We start from the raw sequence: 16,534 nt of genomic DNA on the forward strand, positions 1-16,534 counted from the left end.
ATGGAACAAAAAGCGGAATTAGGTAAAGATCTGGAAATCGATAGAATTATTCATCTATCGCTCAACTATTGCATCGAAAATAACTATGGTTTAGCAGTTTATCGACTTCCGGCTTCGAAAACGATTCATCTGATTGCAAGTAAACATCACCAGATAGCTGATCATAATAACCTTAATCAGCTTAAACCTGGCTATATCTCAGCACCTTTTTATGATGCCTTTGATAATTTAAAATATATACCGGCTGATCTTCATCTAACCTGCGAGCTTAAAAATGATAAGTTTACATTAAATAATATTATTTCTGGAGAAGAAGAGTTAGAAGGATATCTATTTGATGAACCAAAAAAAGTCTTGTTAGAAGAGCTCCCATCTCCTTCAACTTTAATCTCTCAGGAAAAAGACAAAACTCAATATATTGAATATGTTAATCAATGTATCGAAGAGATTAAAGATGGAAGATTTAAAAAGGTAGTGCCATCCAGGGCTAAATACACTTCATTACCAGATAACTTTGATATTGCTGATTTATACTGTCGCCTGGAATCTTCTTTTCCCAATGGGATGATCAACTTAATTTATTTACCTACTGAAGGTCTTTGGATCGGTGCAACGCCAGAAACATTAATAGAGGTAGATAACAGAGAAACATTTAAGACTATGTCTCTTGCAGGTACTCAGAAAGCTCAGGAAGATATTGAACTAAAAAATGTACTCTGGAGAACGAAAGAAATAGAAGAACAAGCCCTGGTTAGTCGATACATTATAAACTGTCTGAAAAAAATAAGAGTACGCGAATTTGAAGAAGAAGGCCCTAAAACGATCAGGTCTGGAAACCTTTTCCACTTGATGACCGGGTTTAAGATTGATATGGAAAAAATCAATTTCCCCGAACTTGGCCAGGTAATGCTCGAATTACTTCATCCCACATCAGCTGTTTGCGGCATGCCCAAGGACGAGACTGAACAATTTATTTTGGACCACGAACCAATAAACAGAAAATTATTTGCAGGGTTCATGGGACCGGTAAACATCGATGGCAACACAAATATTTTTGTCAATTTAAGGTGTGCAAAAATCTATAAAAAACATATCCTGACTTATGCTGGAGCAGGCGTAACAATCGATTCAGATCCTGAAAAAGAATTTGAGGAAACAGAATTAAAGTGTCAATCAATCTTAAGACATTTATAATATATCTTCAATCAACATCATTACAATTTAATTTTGGTAAATTGATATACATATGCTAATTTAATATACATTAGTAGCAATTCACCATTTCATGAAGGTTAGATTTTGTCCCCGTTGCGATTCTCCACAAACTGTTAAAAGCGGTTTCATTAATCAAAAACAACGCTATAAGTGCAAAAAATGCAACTATTATTTCACTGTTAACAAACTCGGCAAAAAGTTAGATAATGATAAAATAACTAAAGTTCTTCAACTTTATTTAGAGGGAATTTCTTATCGAGAAATAGAAAGATTACTGGGAATCAGTCATGTCACGGCAATGAATCTCGTGAAAAAATTCAAAATTAAAAGGCCGGAATCACTGGAATACAGACCTACCTATAAGATACTCAACCACAATGAATTATTAGCATTTATAGCGGATAAACCAAATATTTCAAACAAAGGTTTAGTAATATCTACAATAGGAGACAAGTACATGATTATTCAATGGAAGAAAATTTTGTAATTTCCATATATATCAATTACCGAAAATATATATACTAAATAGCAGTTAGGAAGATATATTCTCTAATTCATAGGAGTGTTTGAACACTGATTATAACCAACTCAAATTAACTCGTATGAAAAACTCGCTGTGTTTAATCCTTTCTGCAGTAATACTGGTGTTAACACACCCTTCAGGTATTGCCCAGGATAAAGATGAACAGGTTCAAACTGTCGATGACAGTTATAAACCTTTGAAAATTAACATAGATGAATCAGGTAAAAAATATATCAGATTCATTATATGGAATCAATTCTGGCTTAATATGTCAGAAAATGCTAATGAGGAAACAACGATTCAACCCTTAATAAGGAGGTCAAGAATTCTTTCCTTTGCTCAAATATCTGATAGGTTCATGATTCTTACGCACTTTGGCCTTAACAACCTGACTGCTAACAACATGGGACCACTTGGGCAAGAAGCAAGTACTCAACTCTTTTTACATGGTGCCTGGGGAGAATTTAAAATCATCGATCAGATTGCCATTGGTGGAGGCCTTCACTATTGGAATGGATTATCTCGCATCACCTCTGCCTCTACCTTAAATTTTATGACCCTGGATAATTACAGGCAGGGATGGGCTCAATTAGGGCTCTCAGATCAGTTTGCAAGACATATGGGCGTTTACATAAAAGGTAGATTTGGTAAACTCAATTATCATTTTGCAATTAACGATCCAATAACCAACAATCTGGAAGAAGGTAGAACTCCAGGTATTGGCACTGCCGTTTACCAGGGTAAGGAGATTCAATCTCAAGCAAATGGCAACGACGCAAACACGGTATACCAGGGATATGTAGATTATCAATTTCTGGATCAGGAATCAAATAAGCTTCCTTACAGGGTAGGCTCCTATCTTGGAAAAAAAACTGTTTTTAATGTAGGTGCTGGATTTTTTTCTCATCCTAGCGGGTCGGTTTCCCAATCCCCCTCTTCACCTACTGATTTTGTGTATCATGATGTAAATCACTTTGCTATCGATGCGTATTATGATGCTCCCGTTGCAAGGGGAGCAATTAATGCATACCTGGTTTATTACAATTTTGACTATGGCCCGAATTACTCCTTTGGTCCTTATGGAACTGGTAGTTCTGTATATGGACAGGCAGGTTTTCTACTTCCAGATGTTTCTAATAAAATCAGGCTAATGCCTTACGTCGCATATAGCACAAGAAATTATGAAGCTTTCGAAGAACCAGGAAATACATTTCAGGTCGGTAGCAATATTTTCATTACCGGTCATAATGCAAAACTTACATTCGAGTATAATTCAACAAGAGCCAATTTTACTGGTAATGAGCCCGACAGAACAGACAGGTTTGTAATCCAGGCTATGGTATTCTTATAATTTTTAACCCTAATAAATCATGGAAAAAACAAATTTGGAAAAATACTGGTCCAGAAACCTGAGGTATCTGCTGATATTACTCTCTATCTGGTTCCTGGTATCATATGGATGCGGAATCTTATTTGCTGACGCACTGAACGAAATCAGAATCGGTGGATTTAAGCTTGGATTCTGGTTCGCTCAACAAGGATCGATTTATGTTTTCGTCATTCTCATTTTCGTATACGTGCGATTGATGAACAAACTCGATAAAAAACATGATGTTCACGAAGATTAAATTAACGAATTATGGATATTAAATTATTAACATATATTATCGTTGGTGTCACATTTGCTATTTATATAGGAATCGCCATTTGGAGCCGTGCAGGCTCGACAAAAGACTTTTATGTTGCAGGAGGCGGAGTTTCTCCTCTGGCTAATGGTATGGCCACAGCAGCCGACTGGATGTCTGCGGCTTCCTTTATTTCGATGGCCGGATTAATTTCTTTTATGGGTTACGACGGGGCTGTTTACCTCATGGGCTGGACCGGAGGGTACGTCCTCCTCGCTCTTCTTCTCGCTCCTTATCTTAGGAAATTCGGAAAATTCACAGTACCAGATTTCATCGGAGATCGTTATTATTCTCAAACTGCCAGGACAGTCGCTGTTATTTGTGCCCTTTTCGTATCATTCACCTATGTAGCAGGTCAAATGAGAGGAGTAGGTGTGGTTTTTAGTAGATTCCTGGAGGTAAATATAAACACCGGAGTAATAATAGGGATGATCATCGTTCTTTTCTACGCAGTTTTAGGGGGAATGAAAGGAATAACATATACTCAAGTTGCCCAGTATTGCGTGCTAATCTTTGCTTTTATGGTGCCGGCAATTTTTATTTCTATTCAAATGACCGGAAACCCCATACCTCAAATAGGGTTTGGAGGTACATTAGAAAACGGAACATACCTTCTGGATAAGTTAGACGGACTTCATCAGGAGCTGGGATTTGCCGAATATACTGATGGGTCAAAATCTGTAATAGATGTCTTTGCCATTACAGCAGCATTGATGATTGGCACTGCTGGACTACCTCATGTAATTGTACGCTTCTTCACTGTACCCAAAGTAAAAGATGCTAGAATATCTGCTGGTTATGCTCTTGTCTTTATAGCAATACTCTACACCACCGCTCCGGCCATTGCAGCCTTTGCCAGAACAAATCTGATTGAAACGGTTAATAATTCATCATATGAAAAACTACCTGAATGGTTTAAGAACTGGGAAAACACATCTTTATTAGCATGGACTGATAAAAACAATGATGGGATCATTCAATATCGACAGGGTGATGCTGTTAAAGGCAATCCTGAATTTGCTGGCGAAAGAGGAGAATATGGCCAGAGATTAGTTACTAATCCTGCTCCACAATCTGAAAATGAATTGTATGTGGACCGTGATATTATGGTTTTGGCAAATCCGGAAATAGCTAACCTTCCTAATTGGGTTATTGCACTTGTTGCCGCCGGCGGACTTGCAGCGGCTCTATCTACCGCAGCAGGATTGTTACTTGTTATTTCCACATCCATCGCTCACGATTTGATTAAAAAACAAATAGCCCCGGATATTAGTGAGTCTAATGAACTTTGGGTCGCTCGTGGCGCTGCAACTGTAGCTGTTGTAGTAGCGGGGTACTTTGGAATTAATCCTCCAGACTTCGTCGCTGCAGTAGTTGCCCTGGCTTTTGGTCTGGCCGCAGCCTCTTTCTTCCCTGCAATTATCATGGGAATATTCTACAAAAGAATGAACATGCAGGGAGCTGTCGCTGGAATGATCATTGGCTTAGGTGTAATGATGTTTTATATACTTAAATTTAAATTTGGCCTGCTGGGAGGCGGTACAAAAGAAGATTGGTGGTTTGGAATAAGCCCGAAGGCTTTGGATTTATAGCCATGATCATCAACTTTCTGGTATCCTTGATAGTATCTTCAATGACTCCCCCACCTCCTGCTGAGGTTCAACAGATAGTGGAAGATATAAGATACCCAAGAGGTGCTGGCGAGGCTACACATCACTAAACAAATCTATTGAAGACCGAAACTAAATTTTTGTTTCGGTCTTTTCAGATTAAATTAATGGCATGGAGAAAAACATCAGATTACATCAAAAATTAATCTTCATATTTACACTATGCTGGGTTTTATTCAGCTATCCTGTAATATCGATCTTTAATTTGAACAAGCTGATTTTTAACATCCCCGTGCTTTACATTTATCTGTTCGTCCTTTGGCTGATAGCGATATGGTGGATATATATTCTGTCTAAAACGATTATGCGGAAAAACAGAAAAACTGACGAATGAAATACTGGGTGATCATAGTGAGCTTTATTTATATCGGGCTTTTATTTATAATCGCTTTTTATGCAGAAAAAAAAGCAAGGAAGGGAAAAAGCCTGTTAAGAAACCCATATATATATGCGCTTTCCCTGGCTGTCTATTGTACAGCGTGGACTTTTTACGGAAGCATTGGCCGGGCAGCTGAAAACGGGCCGGATTTTATGACAACATACCTCGGCCCTACTCTATTAGCCCCTTTATTATGGATTCTCCTGAGAAAAGTTATTAGAATTTGTAAAGTGCAACGGATCACTTCCATTGCAGATCTTGTTTCCTCACGATATGATATGGATGCTGGGTTAGGGAAACTTGTAACAGTAATGTGTGTTCTGGGAATCATTCCTTATATGTCTATACAGATTAAAGCAATATCTGATAGCATAAATATAATTTCGGGCACAGGGATAATCAATAAAATACCTTTTTATAGTGATACTGCATTTTATGTTGCCATTGCAGTCGGTATTTTCAGTATTCTGTTTAGTACAGCTAAACTTGACACTACTGTAAACCAGGAAGGCTTAATTACTGCGGTAGCTTTTGAATCTCTCATTAAATTAGTAGCATTTATTGCCGGCGGCATATTTGTTTGCTATTTCGTCTTCGATGGAATGGGAGATATTTTCATTCAGGCCCGTGAGTCTGAAACCTTAAGAAACCTTATGACATTGGATACTTCTCAATCGGGTTATTTTAATTGGACAATAATGAATATCCTGGCAATGTTTGCTTTTATGCTTTTACCAAGACAATTCCACGTTGCCGTGAAGGAAAATACAGATGAAAAGCATGTATTGAAGGCTATGTGGCTTTTCCCTTTGTATCTTTTAATCATAAACATTTTTGTATTGCCCGTGGCACTGGGAGGAAATATAATCTTTGAGAACACCACTGTAAAAGCTGATACTTACCTATTAAATTTTCCACTCATTTATGGAAATGAAATTTTAGCACTATTCATTTATCTTGGTGGTTTTTCTGCTGCGACCGGTATGATTATCGTTTCTACTTCAGCTCTTTCAATAATGATATCTAACCACCTCATCATGCCTTTGCTCATTAAAAATTCAGAGGAAAAAACCATCAGAAAAACATCTATTGCTCCATTAGTAGTTTTTGGACGTAGGATAACTATTTTCCTGGTCATTATTATTGCATACGGCTATAACAGTATTGTAGGAGAAAGATTTAGTCTTGTATCTATAGGATTGATAAGTTTTGTGGCGGTAGCTCAGTTCGCTCCAGGTATTATAGGAGGAATATTGTGGAAATCAGCTAATAGAAAAGGAGTGAAATATGGTATGTGGGCAGGCTTTATAATATGGTCATATACTTTGGTTTTGCCTACAATTATTGAGGCGGGAATTTTGCCATATTCTATCATGACAGAAGGTCCTTTCGGCATCAAAATATTAAGACCATTTAATCTTTTCGGAATAGAAGACTTGAGTTATATTAACCATGGATTCTTATGGAGCATATCTTTCAACTCAATTATCTTCTTTGCATATTCAATCTATTCTCCACAATCTGGTAAAGAAAGAAACAAGGCTGAGATATTTGTGGATATATTTAAATATTCGACAATAATCGAAAGTAGTATCGTATGGAAAGGCCGTGCTATGATCAAAGATCTCGAAGAAGTATTAGCACTTTTTCTCGGTAAACAAGAAGCAAATAAATCCCTGGCTCAATTTGCCACTGATAATAATATAATTTATGACAAAAACAGCTCTGTAGATTTCAGATTAGTAAATCACGCCGAAAAAATTCTGACAGGAGCAGTAGGCTCATCATCTGCAAGAACGCTTATATCCTCGGTAGTTAAGGAAGATGATATCATACTAGAGGACGTTTTGTTGATATTAAAAGAATCACAAGATCTAATTAAGCTGAATAATAAGCTAAAAATTAAATCCTTAGAATTAGAGGAAGCAACTCAAAGGTTAAAGGAAGCTAATAAAAAATTAAAGGTTTCCGATAAATTAAAAAATGAATTCATATCGACAGTAACTCATGAAATGAGAACTCCTCTTACTTCTATAAGGGCATTTTCAGAAATAATTCAGGATCACGAAGACTTATCAAAAGAAGAAATTGATCAGTTTCTCAAAACGATTACCCAGGAATCAATCAGAATGGAGAGATTAATATCCCAGGTGCTGGACCTTGAAAAATTCAAATCAGGAAAGAGAAAACTCAATAAAGAATCAACAAATGTTAACACAATAATAAGGTCAGCACTTAAAAGCACTTCCTCTATCATTCGCGATAAAAAAATTAATATGGAGATGGATTTAACCGAAGAATTGCCTGAAGTGTTTGTTGACAGAGATATGATCTTACAGGTCATTATAAACCTGATTTCAAATGCCTCGAAGTTTCAACAGGGAAAGATGAGAGTCTCTTCTTCATTAAAAGCTGGAAATATAATAATCGAGGTTTATGATAATGGTGAGGGAATTGATGAAAAATACCATAAATTGATATTCAGGTCTTTCTTTCAGGCAAGTGATCAAAACATAAAAAAACCTGAAGGAAGTGGCCTTGGGCTTACAATATCGAAAAGAATTATTGAAGCTCATAAAGGCAGTATAATGGTAGAGAGCAGACCCGGAAAAGGTGCGAACTTTGTCATTTCTTTACCAGCAAATATTAAAAAACACAAAATTAAAGAATCAATATAATAGTGAAGAAGAAAATTTTAATAGTTGATGATGAACCAAACATTCTAATGTCGCTCGATTTTCTAATGAGAAGAAATGGATATGATGTGTTCGTTGCCCGTGATGGCAACGAAGCTTTAAGCATATTTCAGGATGAAAAACCAGATTTGATTATTCTGGATATTATGATGCCAAATATTGGTGGTTATGAAGTTTGCAGAGCAGTCAAATCTTCAGATAAAAAAACTAATACCCAAGTACTAATTCTAACAGCTAAGGATAAAGAAGAAGATATCAAAAGAGGTTATGAAGCTGGCGCTGATCATTATATGACTAAACCATTTTCCACTAAAAACCTTGTTGCAAAAGTAAAAGAATTAATAAATTGATTAACTAATAAAAACCAAATAACAACCATGAGAATCCAAACTTTAAGCGGTTACATTCATGAATACCAGAAAAGCATCATCAATCCGGAGCAATTCTGGGCCAGAATAGCTGATGAATTTTACTGGAAAAAACCGTGGTCTAAAACTTTAAATTGGAATTTCGATGAACCAAAGATCGAATGGTTTGTCGATGGTAAACTAAACATTACTGAAAATATTCTGGACAGGCATCTTTACACAATGAAAGACCGTCCAGCTATAATCTGGGAACCTAACGACCCAAATGAGGATAATCGTATATTAACCTATAAAGACCTATACGAACAAGTCTGTCAGTTTTCAAGTGCCATGAAAGCGCAGGGCATACAAAAAGGAGACAGGGTAATCATCTATATGCCAATGGTGCCTGAAGCAGCAATTGCTATGTTGGCATGCGCTCGAATAGGTGCAGTTCACTCTGTTGTTTTTGCCGGTTTCAGCTCTTCATCACTGGCTGACAGAATTAATGATTGCCAAGCCAAAATGGTTCTTACTTCTGATGGAAACTTCCGTGGCTCAAAAAAAATACCCGTTAAGGATGTAGTTGATGAGGCATTGGAAAAAACTTCTTCCATAGAAAAAGTGATTGTTTATAAACGAACCGAACAGGAGGTAAAATGGAATGATGATATTGATATCTGGTGGCATGATGCGATAGACGGGCAGCCAAAAGAGTGTGAAGCTGAAGAAATGGATGCAGAGGATATGCTCTTCATTTTGTACACTTCAGGTTCAACAGGTAAACCCAAAGGTGTAGTTCATACTTGTGGTGGTTACATGGTCTGGACGGCATTTACCTTTCAAAATGTCTTTCAATATATGCAGGGAGATACTTACTGGTGTACTGCCGATGTCGGATGGATAACCGGCCATTCTTATATTGTTTATGGTCCATTATTATCAGGAGCAACCTCTTTAATGTTTGAAGGAGTACCAACATGGCCTGATGCAGGACGCTTCTGGGAAATTGTAGATAAATATAAAGTTAACCAATTCTACACTGCCCCTACTGCTATAAGAGCGTTGCAGGCACACGGACTGGATCCGGTAAAAAAACACAAACTGGATTCTTTAAAAGTAATTGGAACTGTTGGTGAGCCGATTAATGAAGAAGCCTGGAACTGGTATCACACGCATATAGGTAAAACCAGCTGCCCGATTGTAGACACGTGGTGGCAAACAGAAACAGGGGGAATTATGATCTCTCCTATTGCCGGAATAACCCCTAACAAACCGAGTTACGCTACTTTACCTCTTCCTGGCGTTCAACCTGTCATTGTGGATAACGATGGAAATGAGCTAAAAGGTAATGGCGTTGAGGGTAATTTATGTATAAAATATCCATGGCCGGGAATGCTTAGAACAACCTATGGAGATCATGAACGATGTAAACAAACCTATTTCAGTTCTTTTAAAGGTATGTACTTCACCGGTGATGGGGTAAAAAGAGACCATGACGGCTATTATAGAATTTTAGGACGTGTCGATGATGTCATTAACGTTTCCGGGCACAGAATGGGAACAGCTGAAGTTGAAAATGCAATTAATGAACATCCAAGGGTAGTAGAATCAGCTGTTGTTGGTTACCCTCATGATATTAAAGGGCAGGGAATCTATGCATACGTAATCGCCGACCTGTCTACGAGGACAGAGGAAAACCTCACTAATGAAATTCGTGATATGGTGGCAAATATTATCGGACCGATCGCAAAACCGGATAAGATCCAAATCGTTCCCGGTTTACCTAAAACAAGAAGTGGTAAAATTATGAGGAGGATTCTAAGGAAAATAGCTGAAGGAAATACAGATAACTTTGGTGACACATCTACTTTGCTTGATCCTTCTGTAGTTGAAAAAATAATCGAAGACAGAAAGTAACTTATTAAAAAGCAGGGAAACCTGCTTTTTTTTTATGAAACCTAAAAACCCTGCTGTACTTAGAGTTGCAGAATTTATGAGCAACTATGCACCATTTTCTTTAATACCTAAAGAAAATGTAGAATTTTTTGCCCAACACACAGAAATTATATATCTGAAAAAGAATTCCTCAGTTTTTAAGAAAGGTGAGCCTGCAACTGGTTATTTATATCTTCTAGAAAAAGGATCCGTCAATATTTATACTGAGGAAGATAAACTGTCTGATACCTGTGCCGAGGGAGATATCTTCGGTGTGCGGTCCGTACTTTCAGGGAACAATTTCGTCCTTACAGCTAAAACGCAGGAAGAATCCTTTATTTATGCAATTCCGGGATCCCTTATAAATGATGAACTTAAGCAAAACGCAGAGCTGGCAGCTTTTTTTGCCTCGGGACTTGCAGGTGGCTCAACTATTATTCGGAGTAACTTTTCAGGTTCTCAGCATGGTTTATTTGATGAGTTAAATAAATCAAAACCATCGCATTTATTTAGAATACAAGATTTACTGGAACTAAGAGTGAAAAATGATCTGATTTCCGTGGATCCACAACAAACTATTAAGGAAGTGGCTGAAATCATGCTGAACAAAAAAGTCGGTTCGGTAATTGTGACAAATAAAGACTTATCTCCCGCTGGGATATTTACTGATCATGATTTCAGAAATGTAGTAGCCAGTGCAATTTCAGTTGATTCCAGGATTGAGACAGTCATGTCCTCCCCTGTAGTAACTATAAAAGCTGAGAAAATGGTCTCAGACCTACAACAGTTAATGCTTGAAAAAGGATTCCATCACGTTGCAATAACAGAAGATGGAACGATTAATAGTAAGGTAAAGACCGTGATATCACAAAAGGATTTAATGCTTTTTGAAGGAGATAAACCAGATGTAATTCTAAGAAATATCAAAATCGTAGAATCGATTGAGCAATTAAAAAATATTTCAGAGAACGTTTCTAACCTTTCACATCATTACGTTAAAGCAGAATTCCCTATAGATCAGGTTAGTAAAATAATCACCACATTAAATGATGAATTAACAAAAAAAGCAATAGAATTAGCTTTAGAAGAAACTGAGGATGTTCCTGATAAAAAATATTGGTGCTGGTTTTCATTAGGTTCTCTTGGAAGAAAAGAACAATTAATAAAAACCGATCAGGACAATGCCTTAATATTCAAGGACTCTATATCCGAAATAGAAGCCAGGGCTTTAAAAAATTTTGCTAAAAAGGCAGTAGAAAATTTATTTCAGATTGGATTTGAATATTGTCCTGCAAATATGATGGCCTCAAATCCAAAATGGAATAAAAGTGAATCAGAATGGAATGATATTTTTAGATCCTGGATCAAGACTCCTGTTCAGGACGCTTTGTTACATTCTACTATATTTTTTGATTTTCGACCCATCTATGGTGAAAATGATTTAATAGAAATTTTATACAATAATATAAACGGGTTGATTGAAAGAAATGAATCATTCTTAAACCATTTGGCAGGAAATGCTTTAAGAAACCCTCCCCCACTAAGCTTCTTCAGAAAATTTATAATTGAAAAATCCGGCGAACATAAAGAAATGTTTGACATAAAAGCTAGGGCTCTAATGCCATTAGTCGATGCAGCCAGGGTTCTGGCCTTTTCTTCCTTTCAAAATAAAGCAACAAATACCAAAGAAAGATTTGAAATAGCCGCTGAAATGGATAAAAAAAATGCAAAATTATTAAATGGTGCGGGAGAAGCGCACGGATTCCTGCTCAAACTAAGGGCTGAATTTGGACACAAAAATCAGGATAGTGGAAGGTATATTAATCCTGATCAACTTAATCAGTTTGAAAGAACAGCTTTAAAAGATTGTTTTAAGATAATTAATGAAATTCAACGTATACTGGAAGTGAGGTATAACCTTGGTTTTCTGGCTAAATAAATATGTGGTCCTTTTTTAAAAATTTATTAGAAAAAAAAGAATTAAAGAATATTGAGAAGGAGGCTTCTGATTACCTGGATCTTTTTAAAGACAGAAGACCGGTTCCACCCAGTCAATTTATTGTACTTGATACAGAAACCACGGGACTCAATACGGGCACCGACAAAATTTTAAGCTTTGGGGGAATCAGGATAAACAGAGATCGGATAAATGTTGGAGACTCACTTTATCTTTACATTATTTCTGATGAAGAATCTGAAAATAAAAAGCAATCAGCAATTGTTCATGGAATAAGTAAAAACGAAATAAATCAGTATGGAATTCCTGAAAAGGAAGCTGCTATTGAAATAATAAATTTCATTTCAAATTATACCATTATTGCTCATCATGCTTCATTTGATATTGCTATGCTCAATAAGTTAATTTTTAATAACCTGGGTATAAAAATTCAAAACAAAGTAATTGATACTGTTGAATTAGCTTTAAAAAAAGATTTCGGTAGAGTTCATAATATAGATTACAACCCCTACATGTATAGTCTGGATGTCCTGCTAAAGAAATATAGCATAAGGCCTTATGATAGACATAATGCCTTAGGAGACTCTCTTTTAACAGCAAGACTATTTATGAAATTAACATCATAATAATTATTCATACTCATAAAAAACAGTCCACGATCTAATTTTTGGCCTGATTATTGGTAAATTATTTACAATAAAATTTTAAGCCTATGAAAACTACAATAAAACTATTTATTCCAGTATTATTTTTAATTATCAGTGCTTGTGAAGGTCCACGAGGACCAGTAGGACCTCCCGGCCCGCAAGGACCTGCCGGTCAGGACGGAAGCGGTACTCTTGCCCAGGTATTTGAAACGCAGCCAGCAGACTTTATCGAAAGTGAGCAGTGGGCAATATTTTTTGATATTCCGGAAGATTTTGAAATATTCGAATCAGATATTATCGCTGCTTATATCCTTTGGGAAACAGATAATGGGTTAGATATATGGAGACCATTACCTCAGTATGTGTTCGAAACTCAACCTAGTTTCGCATATAATTTTGACTACACTTTAGCTGATGTTCGGTTTTTTCTCGATGCTGAAAATCTTTCTAATTTAAATAATCTTCCTCCTGGATATCTAAATGGCCAAATATTTAGGTTTGTTGTTATCCCTGCTGAATTTGCTTCAGCCAGAATGGATTTAACCAATTATGAAGAGGTAACTAAAATGCTTAATCTGGATGAAGATGATGTAATCAAAATCAAAAAATAAGTTTCAAAAATAAAAAAAGGGTAATCCAAAATTCAGGATTACCCTTTTATTCTATAGAATTAAAGATTATTTCATGGCAAAAGATGTAAGCATCCAATGCCTCTTCTCGAAGTATTTTATCATTTCATTAAACATTCTTTCTCCTGCCAGGTCGCCAATCTCGATTGACTCGTTAACGGCATCGACAAAATAACCTAACATTATTTCCATATCGTGGAGTATATCTGCCAGCATTTCATCAGAAGAAAGATCTGTTCCAGTTTCTTTAATCTCCGAAACTTTAAGATAATCTTTCAATAAACTCATCGGTTTTTTACCATAAACCCTAATTCTTTCAGCGATATCATCTATATCGATGATTGCCTGATCATAGAGTTCCTCGAACTTTTCATGGAGATCGAAAAAATCTTCTCCAGTTACATTCCAATGGTAATTTCTGAGCTTCTGATAGTACACATGGTAATTAGCAAGGGCTGAGTTCATGGATTTCACCATTTCATCAGCTTCAGTGCTGTCATACCCTAATTTTTTGTATACTTTCTTTTCAGTAATTTCTTCACTTTTCATCAACACTTAGATTTTTGAATTTTAAAAATTCTTAACTTTTTATTGATTTCTTAGCCGTATCGACTAAATCTTTTGTTGAGCTGGCTAGTTCATCAAGTTTGCCATTAAAAGATGACATTGCTTTATCTCTGTAGCCTTCAGCTTCTTTCGCAAGTTTTTTTCTAGTTTTATCACCGGCTTCAGGTGCTAAAAGTAGTCCTGCGGCTGCACCAGCCATAGCTCCTACAATAAATCCTGCTACTAATTTTACATTTTCGTCCATAGTGTAATTAAATTTTAGGTTTCAAATAATTTATTGGTGAATAACATTTGGAACTGCCATAATATATTGACTGGCATCTTCCAAAACTTCCTCGGTTGTTGTACTTAAAAAGAACCGGGATAAATAATTATGGTGATTCGATAACAATACTATTGTATCTACCTTTAATTCTTTAGCTGCAAGGGCAATACCCTTCGCTGTGTCTTTATGATAATAACTAACGATCCTGCAGTTGTTTAAGTCATGATCGTGGGCAAACCTCTGAAGTTTTTCTTCCATTTCCTTCTCAGATTTATCCGGATCATCATAAATGTGAATCAGGTAAATTTCCATTCCGAATGAATCAGCAAAATCTTTTGCTTTCATAATAACTTCACGATCGTGATTGTTTAGATCATATGTTAACATGATTCGCTGAAACTTCTTATCGGGTAAATTTTCTTTCACTATCAATACAGGACAATGCCCATATTCTACTGCTCTTTCAGCGTGGTTCCCTTTAAACTTCTCGACAAATGTTCGCTCGGCACTTGAACCCATCACGATCATATCAATATCGTAATTCTTACATATATGTTCTATACCTGCGCGGAAACCATTTTCATTTAGCAGAGAAACAATCTTAATTCCTTCATCAGCATACGAATCAATCATTTCATTCATACGCCTGTTGCTTGATCTAATCATTTCAGCTTTATAGCGATCTGCTTCCGTCATGCCCCCCTGGTGAAGTGAGGTATCTCCAGTTACTGTAAATGAATCTGTAGATGAAGGAAAAAAGTGCACCAGATAGATTTCAGCCTGATGCTTTTTAGCTATTCTAACAGCTGCATCAAGTCCTCTCCTGGCTATTTTCGTGAAATTAGTGGGTACAAGTATGCGTTTCATATGATTAATATTTTAGATTAATAATCAATTTTTACTTTATTACGGCCAACTAAAATGAGTTAACCTTTCTTTAGTAATTTCTATCTCCTGATTAACATGGGCTTTTATAGCATCTAATTCTTCTATCAATCCATCTTCGGAATCAACCCCTACCTCTTTGCGACATTTACTGATCGTTTCATCTAAAACTTCGTCAGCTCGAATAACATGCTTTAAGAGAGTTGGAGTATTTTTTTCAATAAATAGATCACTGATAGTTATCTCTAAATTTTCATACCATGAGTCAAGATCAAAATTTGTAGATGACGTTACTTTCATCCCTCTGTCATCTAAATATTTTTTTAATCGAATAGCATATTCATCTCTTTCCTTAGACAATTCCTTCAAATCTTTTCTCAAAGAAGGATTATGCGCAGATTCTGCAGCTTTCTCATAGATTGATTTGGAATGGCAAATTGCTGAATATACTTCTTTTATTGATTTTTCTTTTGATGTCATTTTGTCTCTGTTTTAAAATATTTTTCTCTGAATTCTAAAAGTCTTGAAGGTGTATCAACAATGAAGCTTTCATTATTTGATAAAACTATCGGTGTCTTTAATAATTCACTCTTTTCAGATAACACTTTTAACCAGTCATCTTTTGAAAGATCAACACCCTCATATTCATTTTTAAAAAGATCTGAGTCTCTATCGACAATATCATTTATCTCTATTCCCAGTTCATCGACAATTTCTTTTATCATTCTGGGAGTTAATTTAGTTTCATCGAGATTTACCTCTTGAACGGCGTTAGGGGTTAATTTTGCATACCCCATCGCTTTTTTATCGAAAGACTTTTTATGATGTGTGATTAACTTAATCTCTTTACTGTGCTTCTCCATAAAAATTTTTTTATACCATACCATATGTAAAAATCATTCCATCTACTTATAAGGCGTTTTTAACCATTTTTTCATGGTTTTTGTAGTAATTGTGGGGATTTTTTTACACATTATATGTAGAAAAACAGTCTGTTAGATTAACTCTTTTGACTAATAATCTTAAAAGAAAGCTTCAATTCCCTTCGGAATGAAGTTTGAACATTACTAAATAAATTTTTTAACACATAAACAGAGCTGTAATGGATATAAGGAGAAGTGTTTTAGTGGT

15 protein-coding genes and 1 pseudogene are annotated in these 16,534 nt (G+C 36.0%); 11 read left to right on the plus strand and 5 right to left on the minus strand.

The genetic code is table 11. The features are described from left to right. From DCC35_RS14230 to DCC35_RS14280, 11 genes and pseudogenes are all read left to right on the plus strand, one after another. Entirely contained in the window at window positions 1–1,194 is a 1,194-nt protein-coding gene (locus DCC35_RS14230; protein WP_137091441.1) for a chorismate-binding protein, read from the plus strand. A 91-nt stretch (window positions 1,195–1,285) separates the two neighbouring features. Continuing rightward, the gene (locus DCC35_RS14235) at window positions 1,286–1,702 is read left to right on the plus strand and encodes an IS1/IS1595 family N-terminal zinc-binding domain-containing protein (protein ID WP_137091442.1); all 417 of its coding nucleotides are present in this window, start codon (window positions 1,286–1,288) and stop codon (window positions 1,700–1,702) included. A 115-nt stretch (window positions 1,703–1,817) separates the two neighbouring features. Then, on the plus strand, window positions 1,818–3,089 hold the full coding sequence (locus DCC35_RS14240) for a hypothetical protein (protein WP_137091443.1): 1,272 nt from the start codon (window positions 1,818–1,820) through the stop codon (window positions 3,087–3,089). Window positions 3,090–3,108: 19 nt separating this feature from the next. Next, entirely contained in the window at window positions 3,109–3,366 is a 258-nt protein-coding gene (locus DCC35_RS14245; protein ID WP_137091444.1) for a DUF4212 domain-containing protein, read from the plus strand. An 11-nt stretch (window positions 3,367–3,377) separates the two neighbouring features. Beyond that, window positions 3,378–5,143: pseudogene (locus tag DCC35_RS14250) on the plus strand (sodium:solute symporter family protein). Between the two features lie 280 nt (window positions 5,144–5,423). After that, entirely contained in the window at window positions 5,424–8,150 is a 2,727-nt protein-coding gene (locus tag DCC35_RS14255; RefSeq protein WP_137091445.1) for an ATP-binding protein, read from the plus strand. A gap of 2 nt (window positions 8,151–8,152) precedes the next feature. Continuing rightward, window positions 8,153–8,518 carry a response regulator transcription factor gene (locus tag DCC35_RS14260; protein WP_317128944.1) on the plus strand — a complete coding sequence of 122 codons (366 nt, stop codon included), beginning with the start codon at window positions 8,153–8,155 and terminating at the stop codon, window positions 8,516–8,518. Between the two features lie 27 nt (window positions 8,519–8,545). Continuing rightward, a complete protein-coding gene (gene acs / locus DCC35_RS14265; protein ID WP_137091447.1) occupies window positions 8,546–10,435 on the plus strand; it encodes an acetate--CoA ligase in 1,890 nt (629 codons plus the stop codon). 34 nt (window positions 10,436–10,469) lie between these two features. Beyond that, a complete protein-coding gene (locus tag DCC35_RS14270; protein ID WP_137091448.1) occupies window positions 10,470–12,392 on the plus strand; it encodes a DUF294 nucleotidyltransferase-like domain-containing protein in 1,923 nt (640 codons plus the stop codon). Window positions 12,393–12,394: 2 nt separating this feature from the next. Further along, window positions 12,395–13,036, plus strand: a complete 642-nt coding sequence (locus tag DCC35_RS14275; RefSeq protein WP_137091449.1) for a 3'-5' exonuclease — start codon at window positions 12,395–12,397, stop codon at window positions 13,034–13,036. A gap of 86 nt (window positions 13,037–13,122) precedes the next feature. Then, complete coding sequence (locus tag DCC35_RS14280; RefSeq protein ID WP_137091450.1) at window positions 13,123–13,668, plus strand: collagen-like protein; 546 nt, start codon at window positions 13,123–13,125, stop codon at window positions 13,666–13,668. Window positions 13,669–13,734: 66 nt separating this feature from the next. Here DCC35_RS14280 and DCC35_RS14285 read toward each other — a convergent pair whose 3' ends face one another. Genes DCC35_RS14285 through DCC35_RS14305 form a run of 5 tightly spaced genes read right to left on the minus strand, consistent with a single transcriptional unit; the run spans window position 13,735 to window position 16,266 of the window. Beyond that, a complete protein-coding gene (locus DCC35_RS14285) occupies window positions 13,735–14,235 on the minus strand; it encodes a Dps family protein (RefSeq protein WP_137091451.1) in 501 nt (166 codons plus the stop codon). A gap of 31 nt (window positions 14,236–14,266) precedes the next feature. Next, window positions 14,267–14,497, minus strand: a complete 231-nt coding sequence (locus DCC35_RS14290; protein ID WP_137091452.1) for a YtxH domain-containing protein — start codon at window positions 14,495–14,497, stop codon at window positions 14,267–14,269. 30 nt (window positions 14,498–14,527) lie between these two features. Further along, window positions 14,528–15,385 carry a universal stress protein gene (locus tag DCC35_RS14295; RefSeq protein WP_137091453.1) on the minus strand — a complete coding sequence of 286 codons (858 nt, stop codon included), beginning with the start codon at window positions 15,383–15,385 and terminating at the stop codon, window positions 14,528–14,530. Between the two features lie 39 nt (window positions 15,386–15,424). After that, the gene (locus DCC35_RS14300) at window positions 15,425–15,883 is read right to left on the minus strand and encodes a hypothetical protein (RefSeq protein ID WP_137091454.1); all 459 of its coding nucleotides are present in this window, start codon (window positions 15,881–15,883) and stop codon (window positions 15,425–15,427) included. Continuing rightward, window positions 15,880–16,266, minus strand: coding sequence for an arsenate reductase family protein (locus DCC35_RS14305; protein WP_137091455.1), 387 nt, complete (start codon window positions 16,264–16,266; stop codon window positions 15,880–15,882). Before DCC35_RS14305 ends, DCC35_RS14300 begins: the two co-directional genes overlap by 4 nt. Between the last annotated feature and the right edge of the window lie 268 nt (window positions 16,267–16,534).

Origin of the sequence: Mangrovivirga cuniculi, assembly GCF_005166025.1 — a bacterium.
In the GTDB taxonomy this organism is placed as follows: Bacteria; Bacteroidota; Bacteroidia; order Cytophagales; family Cyclobacteriaceae; genus Mangrovivirga; species Mangrovivirga cuniculi.

What these genes read in the sequence shown, in the direction of transcription:
- DCC35_RS14255 (WP_137091445.1), top strand. Translation starts at nt 5,424, where the DNA reads ATGAAATACTGGGTGATCATAGTGAGCTTTATTTATATCGGGCTTTTA.
- DCC35_RS14245 (WP_137091444.1), top strand. Translation starts at nt 3,109, where the DNA reads ATGGAAAAAACAAATTTGGAAAAATACTGGTCCAGAAACCTGAGGTAT.
- DCC35_RS14290 (WP_137091452.1), bottom strand. Translation starts at nt 14,497, where the DNA reads ATGGACGAAAATGTAAAATTAGTAGCAGGATTTATTGTAGGAGCTATG.
- DCC35_RS14305 (WP_137091455.1), bottom strand. Translation starts at nt 16,266, where the DNA reads ATGGAGAAGCACAGTAAAGAGATTAAGTTAATCACACATCATAAAAAG.
- DCC35_RS14295 (WP_137091453.1), bottom strand. Translation starts at nt 15,385, where the DNA reads ATGAAACGCATACTTGTACCCACTAATTTCACGAAAATAGCCAGGAGA.
- DCC35_RS14285 (WP_137091451.1), bottom strand. Translation starts at nt 14,235, where the DNA reads ATGAAAAGTGAAGAAATTACTGAAAAGAAAGTATACAAAAAATTAGGG.
- DCC35_RS14270 (WP_137091448.1), top strand. Translation starts at nt 10,470, where the DNA reads ATGAAACCTAAAAACCCTGCTGTACTTAGAGTTGCAGAATTTATGAGC.
- DCC35_RS14275 (WP_137091449.1), top strand. Translation starts at nt 12,395, where the DNA reads ATGTGGTCCTTTTTTAAAAATTTATTAGAAAAAAAAGAATTAAAGAAT.
- acs (WP_137091447.1), top strand. Translation starts at nt 8,546, where the DNA reads ATGAGAATCCAAACTTTAAGCGGTTACATTCATGAATACCAGAAAAGC.
- DCC35_RS14280 (WP_137091450.1), top strand. Translation starts at nt 13,123, where the DNA reads ATGAAAACTACAATAAAACTATTTATTCCAGTATTATTTTTAATTATC.
- DCC35_RS14240 (WP_137091443.1), top strand. Translation starts at nt 1,818, where the DNA reads ATGAAAAACTCGCTGTGTTTAATCCTTTCTGCAGTAATACTGGTGTTA.
- DCC35_RS14230 (WP_137091441.1), top strand. Translation starts at nt 1, where the DNA reads ATGGAACAAAAAGCGGAATTAGGTAAAGATCTGGAAATCGATAGAATT.
- DCC35_RS14300 (WP_137091454.1), bottom strand. Translation starts at nt 15,883, where the DNA reads ATGACATCAAAAGAAAAATCAATAAAAGAAGTATATTCAGCAATTTGC.
- DCC35_RS14235 (WP_137091442.1), top strand. Translation starts at nt 1,286, where the DNA reads ATGAAGGTTAGATTTTGTCCCCGTTGCGATTCTCCACAAACTGTTAAA.